Annotated in this window: 11 protein-coding genes; 5 read left to right on the top strand and 6 right to left on the bottom strand. The window is 44.7% G+C overall.

All coding sequences use genetic code 11. The annotated features are described in order from the left end of the window. Positions 1-130: 130 nt before the first annotated feature. The gene (locus ACFWMP_RS08905) at positions 131-1,216 is read right to left on the bottom strand and encodes a stalk domain-containing protein (protein ID WP_379423126.1); all 1,086 of its coding nucleotides are present in this window, start codon (positions 1,214-1,216) and stop codon (positions 131-133) included. Between the two features lie 138 nt (positions 1,217-1,354). Further along, the gene (locus ACFWMP_RS08900) at positions 1,355-1,918 is read right to left on the bottom strand and encodes a CGNR zinc finger domain-containing protein (protein WP_042185500.1); all 564 of its coding nucleotides are present in this window, start codon (positions 1,916-1,918) and stop codon (positions 1,355-1,357) included. A gap of 168 nt (positions 1,919-2,086) precedes the next feature. Here ACFWMP_RS08900 and ACFWMP_RS08895 point away from each other — a divergent pair, with 168 nt between their 5' ends. Further along, positions 2,087-2,581, top strand: a complete 495-nt coding sequence (locus ACFWMP_RS08895; protein ID WP_042185502.1) for a DinB family protein — start codon at positions 2,087-2,089, stop codon at positions 2,579-2,581. Between the two features lie 79 nt (positions 2,582-2,660). Here ACFWMP_RS08895 and ACFWMP_RS08890 read toward each other — a convergent pair whose 3' ends face one another. Then, entirely contained in the window at positions 2,661-3,554 is an 894-nt protein-coding gene (locus ACFWMP_RS08890) for an AraC family transcriptional regulator (protein ID WP_052404181.1), read from the bottom strand. A 174-nt stretch (positions 3,555-3,728) separates the two neighbouring features. Here ACFWMP_RS08890 and ACFWMP_RS08885 point away from each other — a divergent pair, with 174 nt between their 5' ends. Together ACFWMP_RS08885 and ACFWMP_RS08880 are read left to right on the top strand one after the other, a co-directional pair. Continuing rightward, the gene (locus tag ACFWMP_RS08885; protein ID WP_379423123.1) at positions 3,729-7,091 is read left to right on the top strand and encodes a DUF5107 domain-containing protein; all 3,363 of its coding nucleotides are present in this window, start codon (positions 3,729-3,731) and stop codon (positions 7,089-7,091) included. A gap of 122 nt (positions 7,092-7,213) precedes the next feature. Further along, positions 7,214-7,384 carry a hypothetical protein gene (locus tag ACFWMP_RS08880; RefSeq protein ID WP_379423121.1) on the top strand — a complete coding sequence of 57 codons (171 nt, stop codon included), beginning with the start codon at positions 7,214-7,216 and terminating at the stop codon, positions 7,382-7,384. A gap of 73 nt (positions 7,385-7,457) precedes the next feature. On the opposite strand, the gene cmpA is transcribed toward ACFWMP_RS08880, so the two are convergent. Further along, on the bottom strand, positions 7,458-7,595 hold the full coding sequence (cmpA, locus tag ACFWMP_RS08875; protein WP_094874036.1) for a cortex morphogenetic protein CmpA: 138 nt from the start codon (positions 7,593-7,595) through the stop codon (positions 7,458-7,460). Positions 7,596-7,660: 65 nt separating this feature from the next. Further along, the gene (locus ACFWMP_RS08870) at positions 7,661-8,023 is read right to left on the bottom strand and encodes a hypothetical protein (protein WP_042124766.1); all 363 of its coding nucleotides are present in this window, start codon (positions 8,021-8,023) and stop codon (positions 7,661-7,663) included. Between the two features lie 120 nt (positions 8,024-8,143). Here ACFWMP_RS08870 and ACFWMP_RS08865 point away from each other — a divergent pair, with 120 nt between their 5' ends. Further along, positions 8,144-8,614: a SprT family protein gene (locus tag ACFWMP_RS08865; protein ID WP_379423570.1), complete on the top strand. Its 471-nt coding sequence runs from the start codon at positions 8,144-8,146 to the stop codon at positions 8,612-8,614. 13 nt (positions 8,615-8,627) lie between these two features. On the opposite strand, the gene ACFWMP_RS08860 is transcribed toward ACFWMP_RS08865, so the two are convergent. Then, positions 8,628-9,266, bottom strand: coding sequence for a pentapeptide repeat-containing protein (locus ACFWMP_RS08860; protein WP_379423118.1), 639 nt, complete (start codon positions 9,264-9,266; stop codon positions 8,628-8,630). A gap of 203 nt (positions 9,267-9,469) precedes the next feature. Here ACFWMP_RS08860 and ACFWMP_RS08855 point away from each other — a divergent pair, with 203 nt between their 5' ends. Further along, a complete protein-coding gene (locus ACFWMP_RS08855; RefSeq protein WP_379423116.1) occupies positions 9,470-16,297 on the top strand; it encodes an S-layer homology domain-containing protein in 6,828 nt (2,275 codons plus the stop codon). Positions 16,298-16,494 lie beyond the last annotated feature (197 nt).

Below are 16,494 nucleotides of genomic sequence, written 5' to 3'. Positions count from 1 at the left end.
AAAAAGTTCTTAACTTCTCTTGGTAAATAAAGGAGTGACCATGAATGGATCAGAAATCGGTACACAAGTGCCTATGAATTTAAAAAGGCATTCTAGAACAAAAAATCATTCTGGAATGCCATTAGCCTAATTAGCCGTTCTTAATTTCCACACGTAAAATATCGGTAACCATTTTAACCGGAACGTATATCGTATCGTTCTTTAGGATAGGAGCAGTACCTAAAGTGACAGGAGCCATTTTGGCAAAAAAGTAAGAATCTTTACCTAAGGTAACATTTGTCCACTGTGCACCTTTCTTTAGCTCAGCTGAGCGCGACGTTTGATTCCACTTGATTTCATATCCTAAACGATTCGCCACATCTCGTAATGACACCATTGAAACCCCATTAGCATTCTTAAATGTAGCTATTGTACTTAAATCGAGCTTCGGGTTGTTCGTAATATGGGTACTGAAACGAAATTCAGGAGTTCCCATGGCGCCTGGAGCAATACTATATTTAGGGAAGAGGATGACAACCTCACCATTTTCAATATAAAAACCTTGTTCTTCGTCGATCCCTTTGAAATCCTCAATAAAATAGTTCTCAGGTTCCTCATTGATCTTCGCAAGGATACCGGCATTCAACTTTTCCTTAAAGTCGTTTCCAAAGAAATCTGACAAGGCAATCCGCTTCGCTTGTTTCGTATTAAATACATTGTATGTATCTACACGAGGCATACCCGTTCCACCAGTTTCACCTTGAGAAGTAACGACAAGTGATATCATTCCAGAAGGGTTATCCGTTTTATTTTCCTTTAAGTCATAAATAATATTAAGTTCATATGGGCGATACTCAAAACCAGCCTTTTTAGCGTCTGCAGCTGCTTCAGTTGCATCCTTTTCCCAAAGAGCAAGGTCTTTCTGCGCATTAGAGAGAATGACACTGTTGATCTCTTCTTGAGCCTTCGTATCCAACATACCTACGATCTGTGGCACTTTAATATTTGTATTCAGAAGCTCCGTTGAAGATGTGAGAATTACTTCTTTGATTTGGATCCCAGTGTTATTGATGGTGGAAATCGTTACAGCTGAAATCGGGGCATTGATGGCAGGCTTAGTCGTGTTCACTGCATCAGCAAAAGCAGTGCCATTCATTGGTAACATGCCAGCGCTTATTCCCATAACCGTTAATCCGACTACACCAAGCTTCAATACGTTAAAAGGGCTCTTTTTCATTGTTTGTTCACGCTCCATTTCGTTGTAATAAGTGTGTTATTAGCGCACTTACTAGCAAGACGTATTAGGAGTGTTGAAAAGTTTGGGGGGGATAAATGTTGATCGAAATTCGTCATCCCGCAAGAGTTCCTTTAATAGTCACTCCGAACCCTTTTCAGCCTTCTTCCGCGCCCGGAACCGCCGCACCTTCATGAGGTTGCCACAAGCCTTGTCATCGCAGTAACGCTTAGAACGGTTACGTGTATCATCATAGTACACCCAGAGACAATCAGGATTCTCGCAGATACGGAATCTTGAGGGTTCTTTTTCAAGCAAAGCCTCCGCAAAAGACGCCGCTATCTCCGCCATCACCTGCTCCCAACCGCTATGTAGTGGCAATAATGAAATCTCCGCTTGCTCGGCACTTTTCCATACCATTCGCCGCGTAACAGGACCCTTGTCCATATAGATATTGAGCTGCTTTAGCATTTCTCCATCCATCGATTTTCCTTGTACAATAGCCTGTACCCAGTCCCATAATAGGGATCGAAGCTTCTTTAGCTGTTCCAGTTCTATCGTATTCGGCAGCTGTGTTTCTAGCAGAGCATGCTTCTTCAGCCATTTCGCAATCCACTCCGGATCTTCGAGTTCATCCCGATCCTTATTCTTATCTCCTGTTCGCCAATCCCGCCAGTAACTATTAATGAAATCCTCCCACAACACGTCCTGTTCATCCTTTCCGCACAACTCTCGATTACAACGATTGTAACAGTTAAAATTGTGATTAGCTAGTTACTTGATTGAACGCTGGAAATATGCTACATTTCTTGTGTAACCACTATATAATGGTTTAAGTAGTTACATAATTCAGTAAGTATTAGGAGGTTGAACATGCAAAATAAAATCAGTGAGGTTCTGCTGCAAAATTGGGATTATTGCATGGATATCGAGGATTGGGCCCCGCCATTAAGTGATGCACTGGAAGGTGTGGACAGTAAACAGGCACTTTGGAAGCCAGAGGGGAGTACAGTCAATTCCATCTGGGAGACGGTTAACCATCTAACATATTATAAGGTGCGTTTGCTGCGAAAGTTAAAAGGGTTGCCCAAACAACCTGATGCTGAAAGCAACGATGATACCTTCACTGTAACAACGGAAGGGGAAGAAGCATGGTCGAAGGCCGTTGCAGACCTGAAAGACGTGCACGCTGCTCTTAGAGAAATCATTGAGGCGTTGGAAGAAGGCGCATATGATTGGGGTGGTTCGGGTCATGCCCCAGGGGAAGAGGTAATGAGTCTTATCCTGCATGATTCATACCACACCGGACAAATTATTATGCTTCGTAAACTGCAAGGCTCCTGGGTTTCCAACCGTAGTTTTAATTAGAACCTCTACAATAAAAATATAAGCCACACTCCACTATACTGGTTTACCTGGTGCAGCGGTCGTGTGGCTTTTCTTTATTTTAACCTTTTGGGGTGCTTCGATATTGAGTCGGCGAGCATCCCATTATTTTTTTGAACAATCTAGAAAAGTAGTAGGGGTCCTGCATCCCGATAGCACTAGAGATTTCTTTAATATGTAAATCGGTTAATGCTAGCAGTTGACTGGCACGCTGCATTTTGAGGCGCAGATAGAATTCAATCGGGGGAACCCCGGTTTCTTGATTAAATAGATAAATTAGATGCTGCTTCGATAACCCCATATGCTTCGCTACATCCGGGAGTGAAATGGAGCTGTTGATTCGATCCGTCATGTAGCGAATGGCTTGCTCAAGATAACGTTCGTTCTTTTTATCTTGCTCAGAGTTCATAGTACTCAACCCCACGTGGCTGATCAGATGACGAATGCACTGAGACACATAGATATGATTACGCATGGCATAAGGCTTATCCGATAACAGGGCATAACATTGCTCGAAATCTTCGATCCATTGGGTATGAAGGTTCAGTGTAAAGGTTAGCGGCTCTACGTCCATGGCATAAGTTTGAATCAACGCAGCGGCATGCGTTCCTTTTAGATGCATCCAGTAGATCGTCCAGGGATTCACATCTGAAGCACCATATCGATGGGGTGTTCCGGCAGGAATGACAGCTATTTGCCGTTCTTTTATTTGGATCAGCTTACTGTGATGACTCTCCATCCACCCTTCACCCTCTACGCAATACATAAGAATATGCGAGTCACATCCTTGTGGACGCTCTCGATAATGAAACTTCGCTCTTGGGAAGCAGCCAATGTCACTTACATAGAAGGAATTTGTTAACGGATTCTCATTTAATTCATTCATCATGAAATCGGGCAGCACAAAAAGCTTCTGCTCATCGAAGCCATCCGGCTTTAATGAGATATCTGTCATGATAACCCTCCTTTTTAAGAACATAATTAATTTATTTGAAATAACAACATATTCATAAGGAGATTATTATTTTTAGGATAAGAATATTGTCCATCAGTTACAGATTATCGTCAATTGTTTAAAAGCGCATACAACGATAAATTAGAGCTATATCACGAAGGAGGAGAGAACGAAATGAGTATGAAAGAGCCTTCTACAATCTTAACGAACAGCGTCCGCATATGGGAGGAAATGGTTGAAATTCCTACCTATGAAACAGGCGAACCCGATAAAAATCCAATGTTCCTCGAGAAGCGAGTCTATCAAGGCAGCTCGGGGCGAGTATATCCACATCCTGTGGTTGATAAAATTATGGATGAGAAAGAAATGAAATCGTATCAGATGGTAATGCTCGAAAATGAATATGTACGCATCGAGATCATGCCTGAAATTGGCGGCCGTATCTATCGTGCTCTGGATAAGACGAACAATTATGATTTTGTTTATTATAATCGCGTGATTAAACCTGCGCTTGTTGGTCTGACAGGACCATGGATTTCAGGTGGAATTGAATTTAACTGGCCGCAGCATCATCGTCCGAACACGTTTGGCCCTGTGGAGCATGTAATTACGGAGAATGAAGATGGCAGTGCAACCGTATGGGTGAGTGAAATTGACCGGATGTATGGAACGAAGGTCACAACGGGCTTCACGCTGCATCCTGGAAAAGCCTATCTCGAAGTTACAGCACAGCTATATAACCGAACTTCGGAGCCACAAACCTTCTTATGGTGGGCAAACCCTGCGGTTGCAGTCAATGACCATACGCAATCGGTGTTTCCACCGGATGTCACAGCCGTATTCGACCATGGTAAGCGTGATGTGTCCAGATTCCCTATTGCAACAGGAACGTATTACAAGATGGACTATTCCGAAGGTGTAGATATTTCGCGCTATAAAAATATTCCTGTTCCTACCTCATACATGGCGTACAAATCCGAATATAATTTCGTGGGTGGCTATGATCATGGGGTTGAAGCGGGTCTGCTTCACGTAGCGAATCACCATGTATCTCCGGGTAAAAAGCAGTGGACTTGGGGGAACGGCGAATTTGGTCAAGCGTGGGACCGTAATTTAACCGATGAGGACGGACCCTATATTGAATTAATGACAGGGGTATTTACGGATAATCAACCCGATTTCACTTGGCTCCAGCCGTATGAAGAGAAGTCATTTACACAATATTTCATGCCATATAAGAACATCGGAATTGTGAAAAATGCTTCTGTTGATGCTGCAGTCAATCTTGAGGTAGATGAGACTTTACAGACTGCAACTGTGATGGCCTACGGAACTTCGGTATTTGAGGATGCGGTTATTGAACTGAGGGGTCAGCATAGAACGTATGTGAAGGATACGATCACGCTCTCTCCAGAATTAACCTACAAATCGGTCATTACGTTAGATGAAGCCGATCGACCGCATCACTTAATCGTAACGGTATTTGATACGAACGGAAACAGCCTTATATCATATCGTCCAGCGAAGCCTAGTATTGAGAAGGTTCCAGATGCAGCCAAGCCACTTCCACTACCGGAAGAATTAAAAAGCACAGAGCAGTTGTATTTGGCTGGAGTTCACCTGGAGCAATACCGTCATGCCACGTTCGAGCCAGAGCATTATTATGAAGAAGGCTTAAGAAGAGATGCATCCGATATTCGGCTTAATGTGGCTTATGGGACGCTGCTGCTTCGTCGAGGATTGTTCAAGCAAGCGGAAAATCATTTCCGTACGGCTATACGATCGCTGACTTGGCGCAATCCGAATCCATATGATAGTGAAGCATACTATCAGCTTGGTGTAGTTCTCAGACTGCAGGATCGCAAGGAAGAAGCATTTGCTGCCTTCTACAAGGCGGTATGGTCTGCAGCATTTCAAGACAGTGGATACTATGCATTGAGTCAAATTGCTTGTGAACGTGGGGCGTATGAAGAAGCGTTGGAACTCGCAACTAGAGCTTTGGCACGTAACACAAGAAACTATAAATCAAGACATGTAAAAACAGTACTTTTACGCAAGCTTGGACGTTACTCTGAGGCGATTACATTCGCAGAGGAGACATTGAAACTAGATATCGCGGACTTCGGGGCAGCGTATGAGAGAGTGCTTACGCTTACATTGCTCGGGCGACAAGAGGAAGCAGCTGAGGCTCAGATGAAGCTTGCACGGTTCATGCGAAACGATGTGCATAACTATTTAAATCTAGCTTCCGATTATGCAGGTAGTGGATTGTTCGCGGAAGCTGCACAGGTGTTAGAGCAAATTCGTAGGAAATCGAATGAACCCAATTATCCGATGGTGCATTACACATTGGCTTATGTACACGAGAAAATGGGCCGTGAGGAAGAGGCGACAGCGCAGCTTCAGCTTGCTCAAGCAGCATCTTCTGATTATTGCTTCCCGAACAGCTTGTTTGAGCTGCAGGTATTAGAAAGCGCGATTGCCTGCAATCCGTTAGATAGTAAGGCTCATTATTATCTAGGAAATCTATTCTATGATAAAAAACGTACCGACGATGCCATTCGCCATTGGGAGCAATCCGTCGCGCTTGATGATCGTTTCCCGACGGTTCATCGTAACCTTGCGCTTGCTTATTACAATAAGCGTAATGATGCTGAGGCTTCCTTGCAGTCACTTGATCAAGCTTTCCAGTGCAATACGAATGATGCGAGAGTATTCTACGAGCTGGACCAATTGTATAAGAAGATGGGTGTTTCTGCTCAGGAGCGGATGGCAAGACTGCAGCAGCATATGGAGCTGGTGGAGAAGCGGGATGATCTATACCTTGAATATGTGACCTTACTGAATTTGCTTAGCAAGTATGAAGTTGCTTTGTCAGTTCTATTACGACGCCAATTCCATCCATGGGAAGGTGGCGAAGGGAAAGCTACGGGGCAATATGTTTTGGCGCTTGTTGAACTGAGTAAGCAGGCGAATCAGGTAGGCCAATATGAAGAGGCTATCTCATTATTAACACGTGCGCTTCATTATCCAGAGAATTTAGGTGAGGGTAAGCTCGATGGTGCGCAAGAGAATAATGTGTATTACGAGCTTGGTGTGGCTTATAACGGATTAGGCAAGATGCAAGAAGCTGCACGACACTGGGCGATTGCGTCTCAAGGCTTGAAAGAACCAGCCAGCGCGATGTACTACAACGATCAGCCGCCAGAAATGATCTTCTATCAGGGCTTAGCATGGGTACAGCTGAATCATCCGAAGGAAGCGAACCGGCGTTTTAATAAGCTGATCGATTTCGCAGAAAGACATCTCTTTGATGAGGTGAAGATTGATTATTTTGCCGTATCCTTACCTGATTTCCTCGTATTTGAGGATGATCTGAATAGACGCAATCAAATTCATTGCTTGTTCATGATGGGTTTAGGTTTATTAGGCTTAGGGGAAATGGCAGAAGCGAAAGAACGATTTGAAGAAGCGTTGCACTTGGAGCCGAACCATCAGGGAGCTCGAATTCACAAGGCGATGTGCTTGGAATCATAAAAGAAATAAAGCAGTTTCATGATGCCGGAAAATAACTGGTTTGATTTGGAATTTTGTTTCAACTCTGAAAGCCCCGGGTTAATGGAGACTATCTACCAGCCTATATTCGAAAGGAGAGATTGATGATGGGACCGGGCTATAAAGATAGAAGCGTTGAAGTGGAGCATACAGAGGTGCAACGGAAATCGGATTCCAGTGTTGTCGCATCTACCTTTATTAAATATGCTGCTTATATTATTATTTTTTTCGGAGCACTTTTCTTCTTGGTCAGATATGTATTCCCTATGTTCTAATTCAGTCCAACGAATCCTATACAAAAATCCATCCCCTGTAAGTAGCGGGATGGATTTTTGAATATAACGAATCCTATAAATTTCTCTGGATGGAATCCGGTGATTCCGCAGAATTACGATAAAAGAACCAGCACTCGTTCAGCAGCTTGATCTGACGGCGGTCTTTTTTGTAATAAGCTTTCATCAGTTGATGGCAGAGCCACTGTGGCAAGGGTATCACTCCTCTAACTGCTTACGTAAGTTAGCATATGGAGAAATGAGCCTAAAGGTGACGATTTACAGAATGCTTTCTGCTTCCTCTTCGTACCACTGCTCTAATTGAGCTTGCAGCGCCCGAATCTCGGTCAGCAGGGAGATAAGTGGATAGTTCTTCTGCTCCTGTACAGAGGCAAAGGCCTGTTCCAATCTATTGATATAATCCAGACCGGACTCCAAGGAGTAGTCCTCACGCAGCAGATCCAGTGAATCACACTCAGCAATGGCCAAGGGCAGATCTGGTACATTATCGGCTGTCAGCTTGTCGATTTCTTTGTTTAGACGTAAATTGAGCGCACTTAGCTGGTACGCATATTCCTCGGGCATCTCCACGAATTGCAATTCTTGATGTTGTTGCAAAATTACATACCGCATTTTCGGCATTGGTCATTCTCCCTCCGTACTTGTCTTCCTTCTTGACAGTTTAGCCTATGCACAAGTTACAATTCAAGTAGAGATCTTAATTCTCGTGGAAAGGACTTGTGATAGAACGCTATGGAAACGATGAGCAACGAAGAGCTGCAGCTGTGGATTGAGCAGGTATCACGGGACAGCTTTGGCGTACCCTTTAGGCACAAGGCAAGCTTTAACAGCCGATTATCTTCAACAGGCGGTCGATATTTTACCAAGAGCCATAATATAGAGATTAATCCCCATCAGCTTGCTATGTTCGGTAGAGAAGAGACGGAGAAGATTATAAAACACGAGCTCTGCCATTATCATCTGCATTTGGCGAAGCGAGGGTATATGCATCGTGACACTGATTTCAAAAGACTGCTGGCACAAGTCGGCGGGAGTCGCTACTGTCAGACATTGCCGGGTGCGAAAGCTCGGAAGACACTACCTTATCGGTACAAGCTGATATGTACAGCATGTGCTATAGAGTATCCGCGTAAGCGAAAAGTAGATCCAAAGCGCTACCGCTGCGGCAAATGTTCAGGTAAGCTGAAGCTGTTAGCGCTGGAAGTCCAGTAAGCAGACAAGGGCGTTATTTTATAACCAGCCCCATCAATCCCACAAAAGAAACAGCTTGCTGAGGCGAAATGATGCACCCTTCTAAATCTTGTATATCCACGATCAAGCCACTGAACTCGCAGTCACTAAGATCGATCCCGTTAAGCTTTGATCCTGACAATGTGGCTTGATCAATATTACACTCACTAAAGCTGACCTTTTGGAAATTGGATTGGTAGTAATCAGAGCTCATCAATGAACTATTCTCAAAAGAAACCTGCTTCAGATTAGCCAATCGAAATGTTGCAAAATCCCCGATACAATCGACCACGCGTACATTCTGGAATCTGCCTCTTGTAAAGTCCGTACCGATAAGCTTGCAGTTTCGGAATTCGGTTCGATGAATAATCGCATTCGTAAAATCCACATTGGACAGATCGCATCGCTCAAAAACCACATCCATCAGCTCAATTCCAGTCAGAGACGACTCGGTAATCGTTACATTTTTAAAAATCACTTGATCAAAGCTGACCTTGTTAGCTTCTTGATTATCAATAACTGTATCGCTTATGCTGCAACGACTGAATTCATCTTTGGTTTGCAGCGAGTATATTTGCTCAGGGAGTAGAGCTTCTGGATCTGTTATTTTAGGTGATTCCATTTTGAATTTCATATGTACCTCCATTTAATGAATGCTCGTTTCTAATTAAATTAACTATCTTAGGGTTCAGCAGATTTGTCAATTTGAGTAGCGCTCAGACCTTTCGGGAGATACGTACAAATACACCTTTTTCTGGATAAAATCACACATCGTTTTGTAAGCGTTACCAACTTAAGATGGAAGGGAAGTCCATATTAGGTAGAGGGGGCACATTTATGAAAAGATTCAGGTCCGCGATGGCGGGTCTGCTCGCGATGCTGCTGATTTTCTCAAGCTTGCCTGTGATGGGAATCGGTAGCGGTTCCGTAGGAGCAGAAGGGGTTGGAGGAACAGGCGCAGGGCAAATTCCATCAGGGATGGTACTCATCAAGAATAAGTGGAAAAATAATTTTTTATATGAAACGTCTGATGGTATCGTGCGTTATGGCATGACCAATCCAGCGGACACATCATCGCATTGGACAGTGGAGACGGTAAATGGTCTGTCACGAATTAAGAATGTGAAGACGGGCCACTACATTACAATGGCTGGTAATAACGGCAAAGAGGATACGCTAAAGACGGCAGATCTCCAAGGAGCTGGGAGTGTTACGGATCAATGGTTGATCGATACTTCCAATAGAAACGGATATATGATCATCCGCAGTGCGACAGTGCCAGAGAGTAAACTGGTTATCCACGAGGAGAATCAGCTTGGTTACGCGCAAGTAAGCTCGGATATCAATATTACGTTTGAGAGTCCGCAGTGGGCTTTTATTGATCTGAATTCAGTACCAGTAGCTGTAAGGCTAGAAAGCCGGATGCGTCCCGGTCAGGTAATGTATGAGGACGAAAAAGGAAATGTTCTCTACGGCAAACAGCCTTTGAAAAATGAAGCAGCCCAGTGGTATCTTGATCAGGGAACGGACGAAGGAACGTTGATGATTCGTAACCGTGAGACGGGTCATTATATTAAGCAGAATGAGCAGACTTGGGCTGGAGTTTTTTCACAAGAAATCGATATGAATAATGTAAAGCTAAGTGAGTGGTTCCAAGAGAGCGCACCAGATCCAGATGGAACAGGCTTTATTACGCTTCGTAACAGTGGTTTAACTGATAGTGGGAGTCCGTTATGGCTAAATCCACAATTCAACGATGACAATAACGTGCGCTCTAACGGCTGGCCGGGATCAGCCTCTAATCCAAGTGCGCAGTGGAGCATCGTGCCAATTTCTGAATTTAAGCCGGTACGATTGGCTACTTATACAGATGCACAAGTAGCTACAGATTTTTTATATGAAGCTGCAGACGGCGAGCTTAAGCATGGCGTTATGGCTTCAGAGGATGCAGATTCATCCGATTATCTATGGTATGTAGAGGATTATGATGGCAATAAGCGTATCCGTAATGCGGAAACTAATCATTATATTTCATACACTGACGGCACAGCCAAGGCTGTAGAGATCAGTAAAAGTCAACTATCGGATCAGTGGAAATTTAAAGATTCTGATGATTATGATGATTACCTGACACTAGAAAATGTTGAGAGCAAAGACATCTATATCTCTACCTTGGGTGGAGGTAATGCTGGAGCAAATGGGGATGCGACTTCCTTGAGCGCCCAGTGGCAGCTTCTAGATCCCAATACACCGACTGATGGAACCATTCCATATTATCGAATTCAAAATGGATGGAAGTCTTTTTATTGGTATGAGTCTGCTGACGGCCTCTTGAAGTATGGAAATATGCAGAAGGATGGCTCCGATCAGTGGCTCGTGGAGAAATATAATGGCCGCAAGCTATTCAAGAATAAGAAAACAGGCCATTACATTAACACAGTGAACATGCCAGATGGCCATATTCAGGTCACTGAGCTTCCAGACAGGAATAATGTGGAGCGGGAATTTATATGGACAGGCAAAAATATTGGCGACAACACATACGTAATTAGCAGTGTTCTCGACAAGGAACCAAATAAATTCCCTGAGAAGTTCATTTCACTTCAAAATCTCACTAAATACGCCGAGTATGGTGTGATCAATCCAGGCTGGGGCAGTCCACAGTGGAGATTCGTTACTGTCACAGAGAAAAAGCAGGACTTATTCCGCTTTAAGCTAGACACTGTAAATGGGGAGGATCAGTATCTTAAAGATGGTCCTTTGCTGACTTCTCCAAATGTACTAGAGAAATTGCTAGAATCTAAGACTGTCACTGAATCTGTCTATGATTCACAGGACACTGAAGCAATGGTGCCGCAGGATAAAGTGGTGGAACCTACAATCTCTGATGCAAAAAATGCACCTCTAGCTGCTGCAAACGAGGATGTGACAGTAGGTCAGGCTACTTATGGCCCACTTGATATTAACGACGATTCCTTTGTCTGGCAGCTGCAAGAAATAGCCGGGGCCAATGGATCTGTAAAAATTAAAAATGTAGGAACAGGACGTTATCTCTCTCTGGAGCATATTGCTGGATCTGAAGGTGAAGATGATCCGGACGTTGCCGTTCAAACTCTACAGACGGTTTATGATGTATGGGGTAGCATTAAGTGGATTGTGGATATGCAGCCTTCGGGTCTGACCACCTTCAAAAGTGGATGGGCTGGCCACTATATGTATGGGGCTTCCGATGAGAATGGGAATACGATTATTAGGATCAGTAAGGCTCCCGGTGCGGTGGATAAAAGCAGTGCACATTTTACCGCCGAAGCGGTTGAAGCGATTGCACCACCAATCCCTACTTACCCTCTAAGATTTAAGAATGCAAGCAGTGGGGAGTATTTATATGAAAATGAGCATGGAGTTGTTCTGTACGGACAGCCGTCAGCAGACAATGGATTCTCGCATTGGAATATATCTGTGCAGGATGGCAAACAGACGATCATTAACCGAGCAACCGGTCATTATTTAACAGTGAATGGGGATTATTCTTACTTGGAGAGCAGTAATGCGGAACCGGCTATAGACGGGGCATCTGCATGGGAAGTAAGCTTGGCCTCCGATTATACGAATTACACCATTCGTAGTCTCTATGGAGAGTACGACGATGAATTAATAAACATTGCGAATAAGACAGGATATGCTGAACGGGCACTCCTACTAGAGAGTGACGGCTCAGCTCAATGGAAGCTTGAAGCAGCTCCACAGGAGTTTACTACTCCGTCTGGAGAACTGCGCAACAACAATACAACAACTCCAGTTCAGAACGATACCAACATTATAACAATCGTACCGAAAGGGACGACTGGCAAAGTATTGGCAGAAAAAGAAGGGGCAATCGTATATGCAGAAGCTTCTGATAAGACGGCTCACTCCCAGTGGATCGTTCAGGATGTAAATGGACGTAAACGCATAATGAATGTTCAGACGAAGCAATATCTTTCTTTAAATGAAGGGGATCAAGTCGTCTTGTTATCTTCCGGGGAAACAGAACGTTCCCAGTGGATGCTGGAAGAGAAGTTAGGCTACAACCTCCTGCTAAGTGCTGATAGAACGGGCTTTCTTACTCACAGCGCATCGGCGGTTCAACTTGGTTCTGCTGTGGGAACCGATAGCACTCTTTGGAGCTTCTTGCCTATCCCTACAGATGCGATTTATGCAGGAGGAGAAGCATTCCAAGGCGATCATGTTATACGGTTTGCAGTCAATGCCCAGCAAGCCGGTGAATATGATGCCGTTGTTCGTTACAAGAATACTTCCAGTGATGTAACAGATCTGTTGCTTGAGGTGAACGGCCTGAAGGAGTTAGATAAAGTTAACGTGGTCAAGACTTCCTCTTGGAAGACTGTACAGGTGAAGCTGCAGCTGCGTGCAGGAATCAACAGCGTTTCTCTAAGCAACGACAATATCGATTGGAATAAAGTAAGTATTGATAGCCTGACAGTAAAAAATAGCGTGAACAAAGTTTACCGTGGGGCAACAGTTCCTTATATTAGCTATGAAGCTGAGGATGCAGTGACTAACGGAACACTAATCGGTCCTTCGCGGAAATATCGCACTATGGCTTCTGAGGCTTCTGGACGACAAGCCATCGCCTTGAAGAATACTGGGGACTATATAGAGTTCAAGCTTGCAGAAGCAGCTAATTCTATTGTTCTGCGCTATTCCATTCCGGACAGCTCGGATGGTGCTGGTGCTGAAGAAACATTGACTCTATATGTAGATGGAGTTAAGAAACAGCTTAATTTGACTTCAAAATATGCTTGGGAATATGGCAGCTACCCATGGTCAAATGATCCTCGTCAAGGTAGTGGACATCGCTTCTTTGATGAAATTCATGCTCTGATTGGCGATGCTCCTGCCGGAGCAAGCATTCGTTTAGAGAAGGGAACAGGAGACCAAGCGACTTCATACGTCATCGACTTGGTGGATATGGAGCAGGTAGCCCCTGAGTTGACTCGCCCTGACGGCTTTATTTCTGTAACGGATTTTGGAGCAGTAGCCAATGATGAGGGAGATGATACCGCAGCCTTTAAGGCAGCGCTTGCCGAAGCGAAGGGAACAGGGAAAGGGGTTTGGTTCCCGGTAGGTACCTTTAATGTCGGAGAGGGTCTGCTGGATCTGGATACAGCCGAAATCCGTGGAGCAGGCATGTGGTATACGGTACTGAATGGCGCCAAATTTTACGGTCACGGCGGTAAGGTTGGTGTATACGATCTATTGATTGAAGGTGGCATTAATGTACGGGACGATGAAGCGTTCACTAACGCCTTCCATGGTGCTTTTGGCCAAGGCTCGGTCATTCAGAACGTATGGATTGAACATACCAAAGCAGGCTTGTGGTTAACACAACCTATTGGTGAGAAGGCTCGCACGAATGGTCTGTATATGGCAGGTCTTCGAATCCGCAATCTGATGGCGGATGGAATTAACTTTGCTGTAGGCACTGGCAACAGCATGATGGAACAAAGTGACATCCGCTATCCAGGGGATGATGGTATTGCGATGTGGTCGTTCACAGATGCCAAATTGAATGAAGTGAATGGCGCGGAACGGACATTTAGCTATAACAATACGGCACGTTTTAATAACGTCTCACTGCCATGGTTGGCCGATAACATTGTGGTCTTCGGTGGTAAAGATAACAAAGTTCAAGATAACGTGGTAAAAGACACTGTAACTAACGGAGCCGGGATCGCTGTATCTACCCGTTTCTCCGCAGAGCCGTTCCAAGGAACGACAATCGTTGAGCGGAATACATTGCTTCGCACAGGTAGTTATGATTCGGGCTACGGGGTAAACCTCGGTGCGTTATGGCTGTACGCTGGTGAGAGCGACCTAAAAGGAAAAGTACTCATCCGTAACAATACGGCGCTCGACAGCACCTATTCTGGCCTGATTGCCCAGGGTAATCTGGAGGGAAATGCCCTCACGACGATTGATGGAGTTGTTCTGACGAATAATGTATTAGACGGTGCAGGTACGAGCGGTATAGAAGTAACGAAGAATCTGAAAGGTAACCTGCTCGTCGACAACTTGATTATTCGTGGTGAACGGATGAACCTCCTGTCCAATGCATCTCCTGACTTTAACATCAATGAACAGAATCAAGGGATAGCCACAGCTGTTAAACCTTTCTCCATCAAGCTAGCAGATGGACAGAGCGGACCTGTTGTACTAGAACAAGGAAAGTCAGCTATTCTTCAGGTGTTGGACAAAGAAGGAGCGGATATTACTACACAAGCTACACTTAATTTTATGAGCAGTGACATTGCTACTTTTACAAACAACAGTATTCATGGAGTTAAAGCGGGAAGCACAGACTTCACGGTAACTGTTGGCAACGATAAGAGGGTGTATACAGTTGAGGTGGTGTTACCTAATGGTGGGACGGATCCTGTGGATCCGACTGAACCAACGAGCACTCCTGATCCGGCGGGGTCAGTAAATCCTGTTACACCTGTCGCTACACCAACGCCAACACCAGCTGCTAATCATGATGCGCAGCTAAAAGCTAAGGCGACTGCTGGGCAAGCTCTTATCGAGATTTCAGCTAACGGAGAGGGTATAGCTCGCTTTAGCGCAGAAGCTCTACGCAATGCAGCAGCACTTAGCCCGAATGCGGTGCTTGTCATTGCCAGTGGCGATATGAGCTATCGCTTCCCGTTAGGACTCGTGGAGAGCGTGCTGAAAGCGGCACAAATGCCAGCGGGCACGCTAGAGTTTCAACTAAATCCGCTAAGCGGAAAAGGATTGGAAGAACTGCTTGCCGAGGCTAAGCAGCAAGGTTTTAATGTGCAAGGAACTCCGGCAAATGTCACCTTAAAGGTTACAGATGGCAAAAACACTGTACCTGCTAATGGGTTCGGTACTACGTATGTAGATCGTACATTTATGATGGAGGGAGCACTGGTTGTAAAGACGGGAGTAGTCCTTATTTACGATGAGCAGACGGGTACCTTCCGTTATGTACCTGCATTGTTCGAGCTCGTAGGTGGGATGACCAAGGTTACTGTTAAGAGCAGCAGTGCTAGCGGTATATTCGTCGTTGCACAACACCCTGTAACTTTTGGAGATATTTCTTCACACTGGGCAAAGAACGAGATCGAAACGCTTGCCAGTCGACTGATCTTGACCGGACAATCCACAGATAACTTTGCACCTCAGAATTCCGTTAGTCGTGCTGAGTTCGCAGCTATGCTAATTCGCTCTTTAGGCCTAGCCGCTGCAAACACAACGAAGACCTTCAGTGATGTGTCTGATTTATCATGGTATGCTGCAGACGCCAAAGCTGCGGCAGCCTTAGGACTGGTTCAAGGCTATGAGGATGGAACCTTCCGTCCGAACGCCCCTATTACACGGGAGCAAATAGCTGTTATGGCAGCTAGGGCACTGATGCTGTTAAACCTTGGAGCAGGAGAATCGGGAGCTAACCCTGCGACAAATGTATTTACAGATTCATCTGCTATTTCTTCTTGGGCTAAAGAGGCTGTGAATGTCTTAACAGCAAAAGGAATCATGAAGGGCCAATCGGCAGATAGCTTTGCACCTGGTAATGATACTAGCCGTGCAGAGGCAGCAGTGATCCTAACAAGATTACTTAAAGCTGCTGGATTATTGAATTAAATTTCTACTAAAAGAGCAGCTATTCTCCAGTAATTGGAGAATAGCTGCTCTGCGTTTTTTGGACGAAGGCTGTCTGCCAGAACATATTTGGTTATTTTCATGCCAATAGCGACTAGAGGGTCCGTTAGTATGCCAAATATTCGATTATGCTGCGTAAAAGGTCAACTGGCTCCGATAGCGGCCTCATAGGCGATACA

This window comes from Paenibacillus sp. NPDC058367 (genome assembly GCF_042723305.1).
In the GTDB taxonomy this organism is placed as follows: Bacteria; Bacillota; Bacilli; order Paenibacillales; family Paenibacillaceae; genus Paenibacillus_AQ.
The sequence above is the reverse complement of the archived record's forward strand: the minus strand, read 5'-3'. Positions and strand labels throughout refer to the sequence as shown.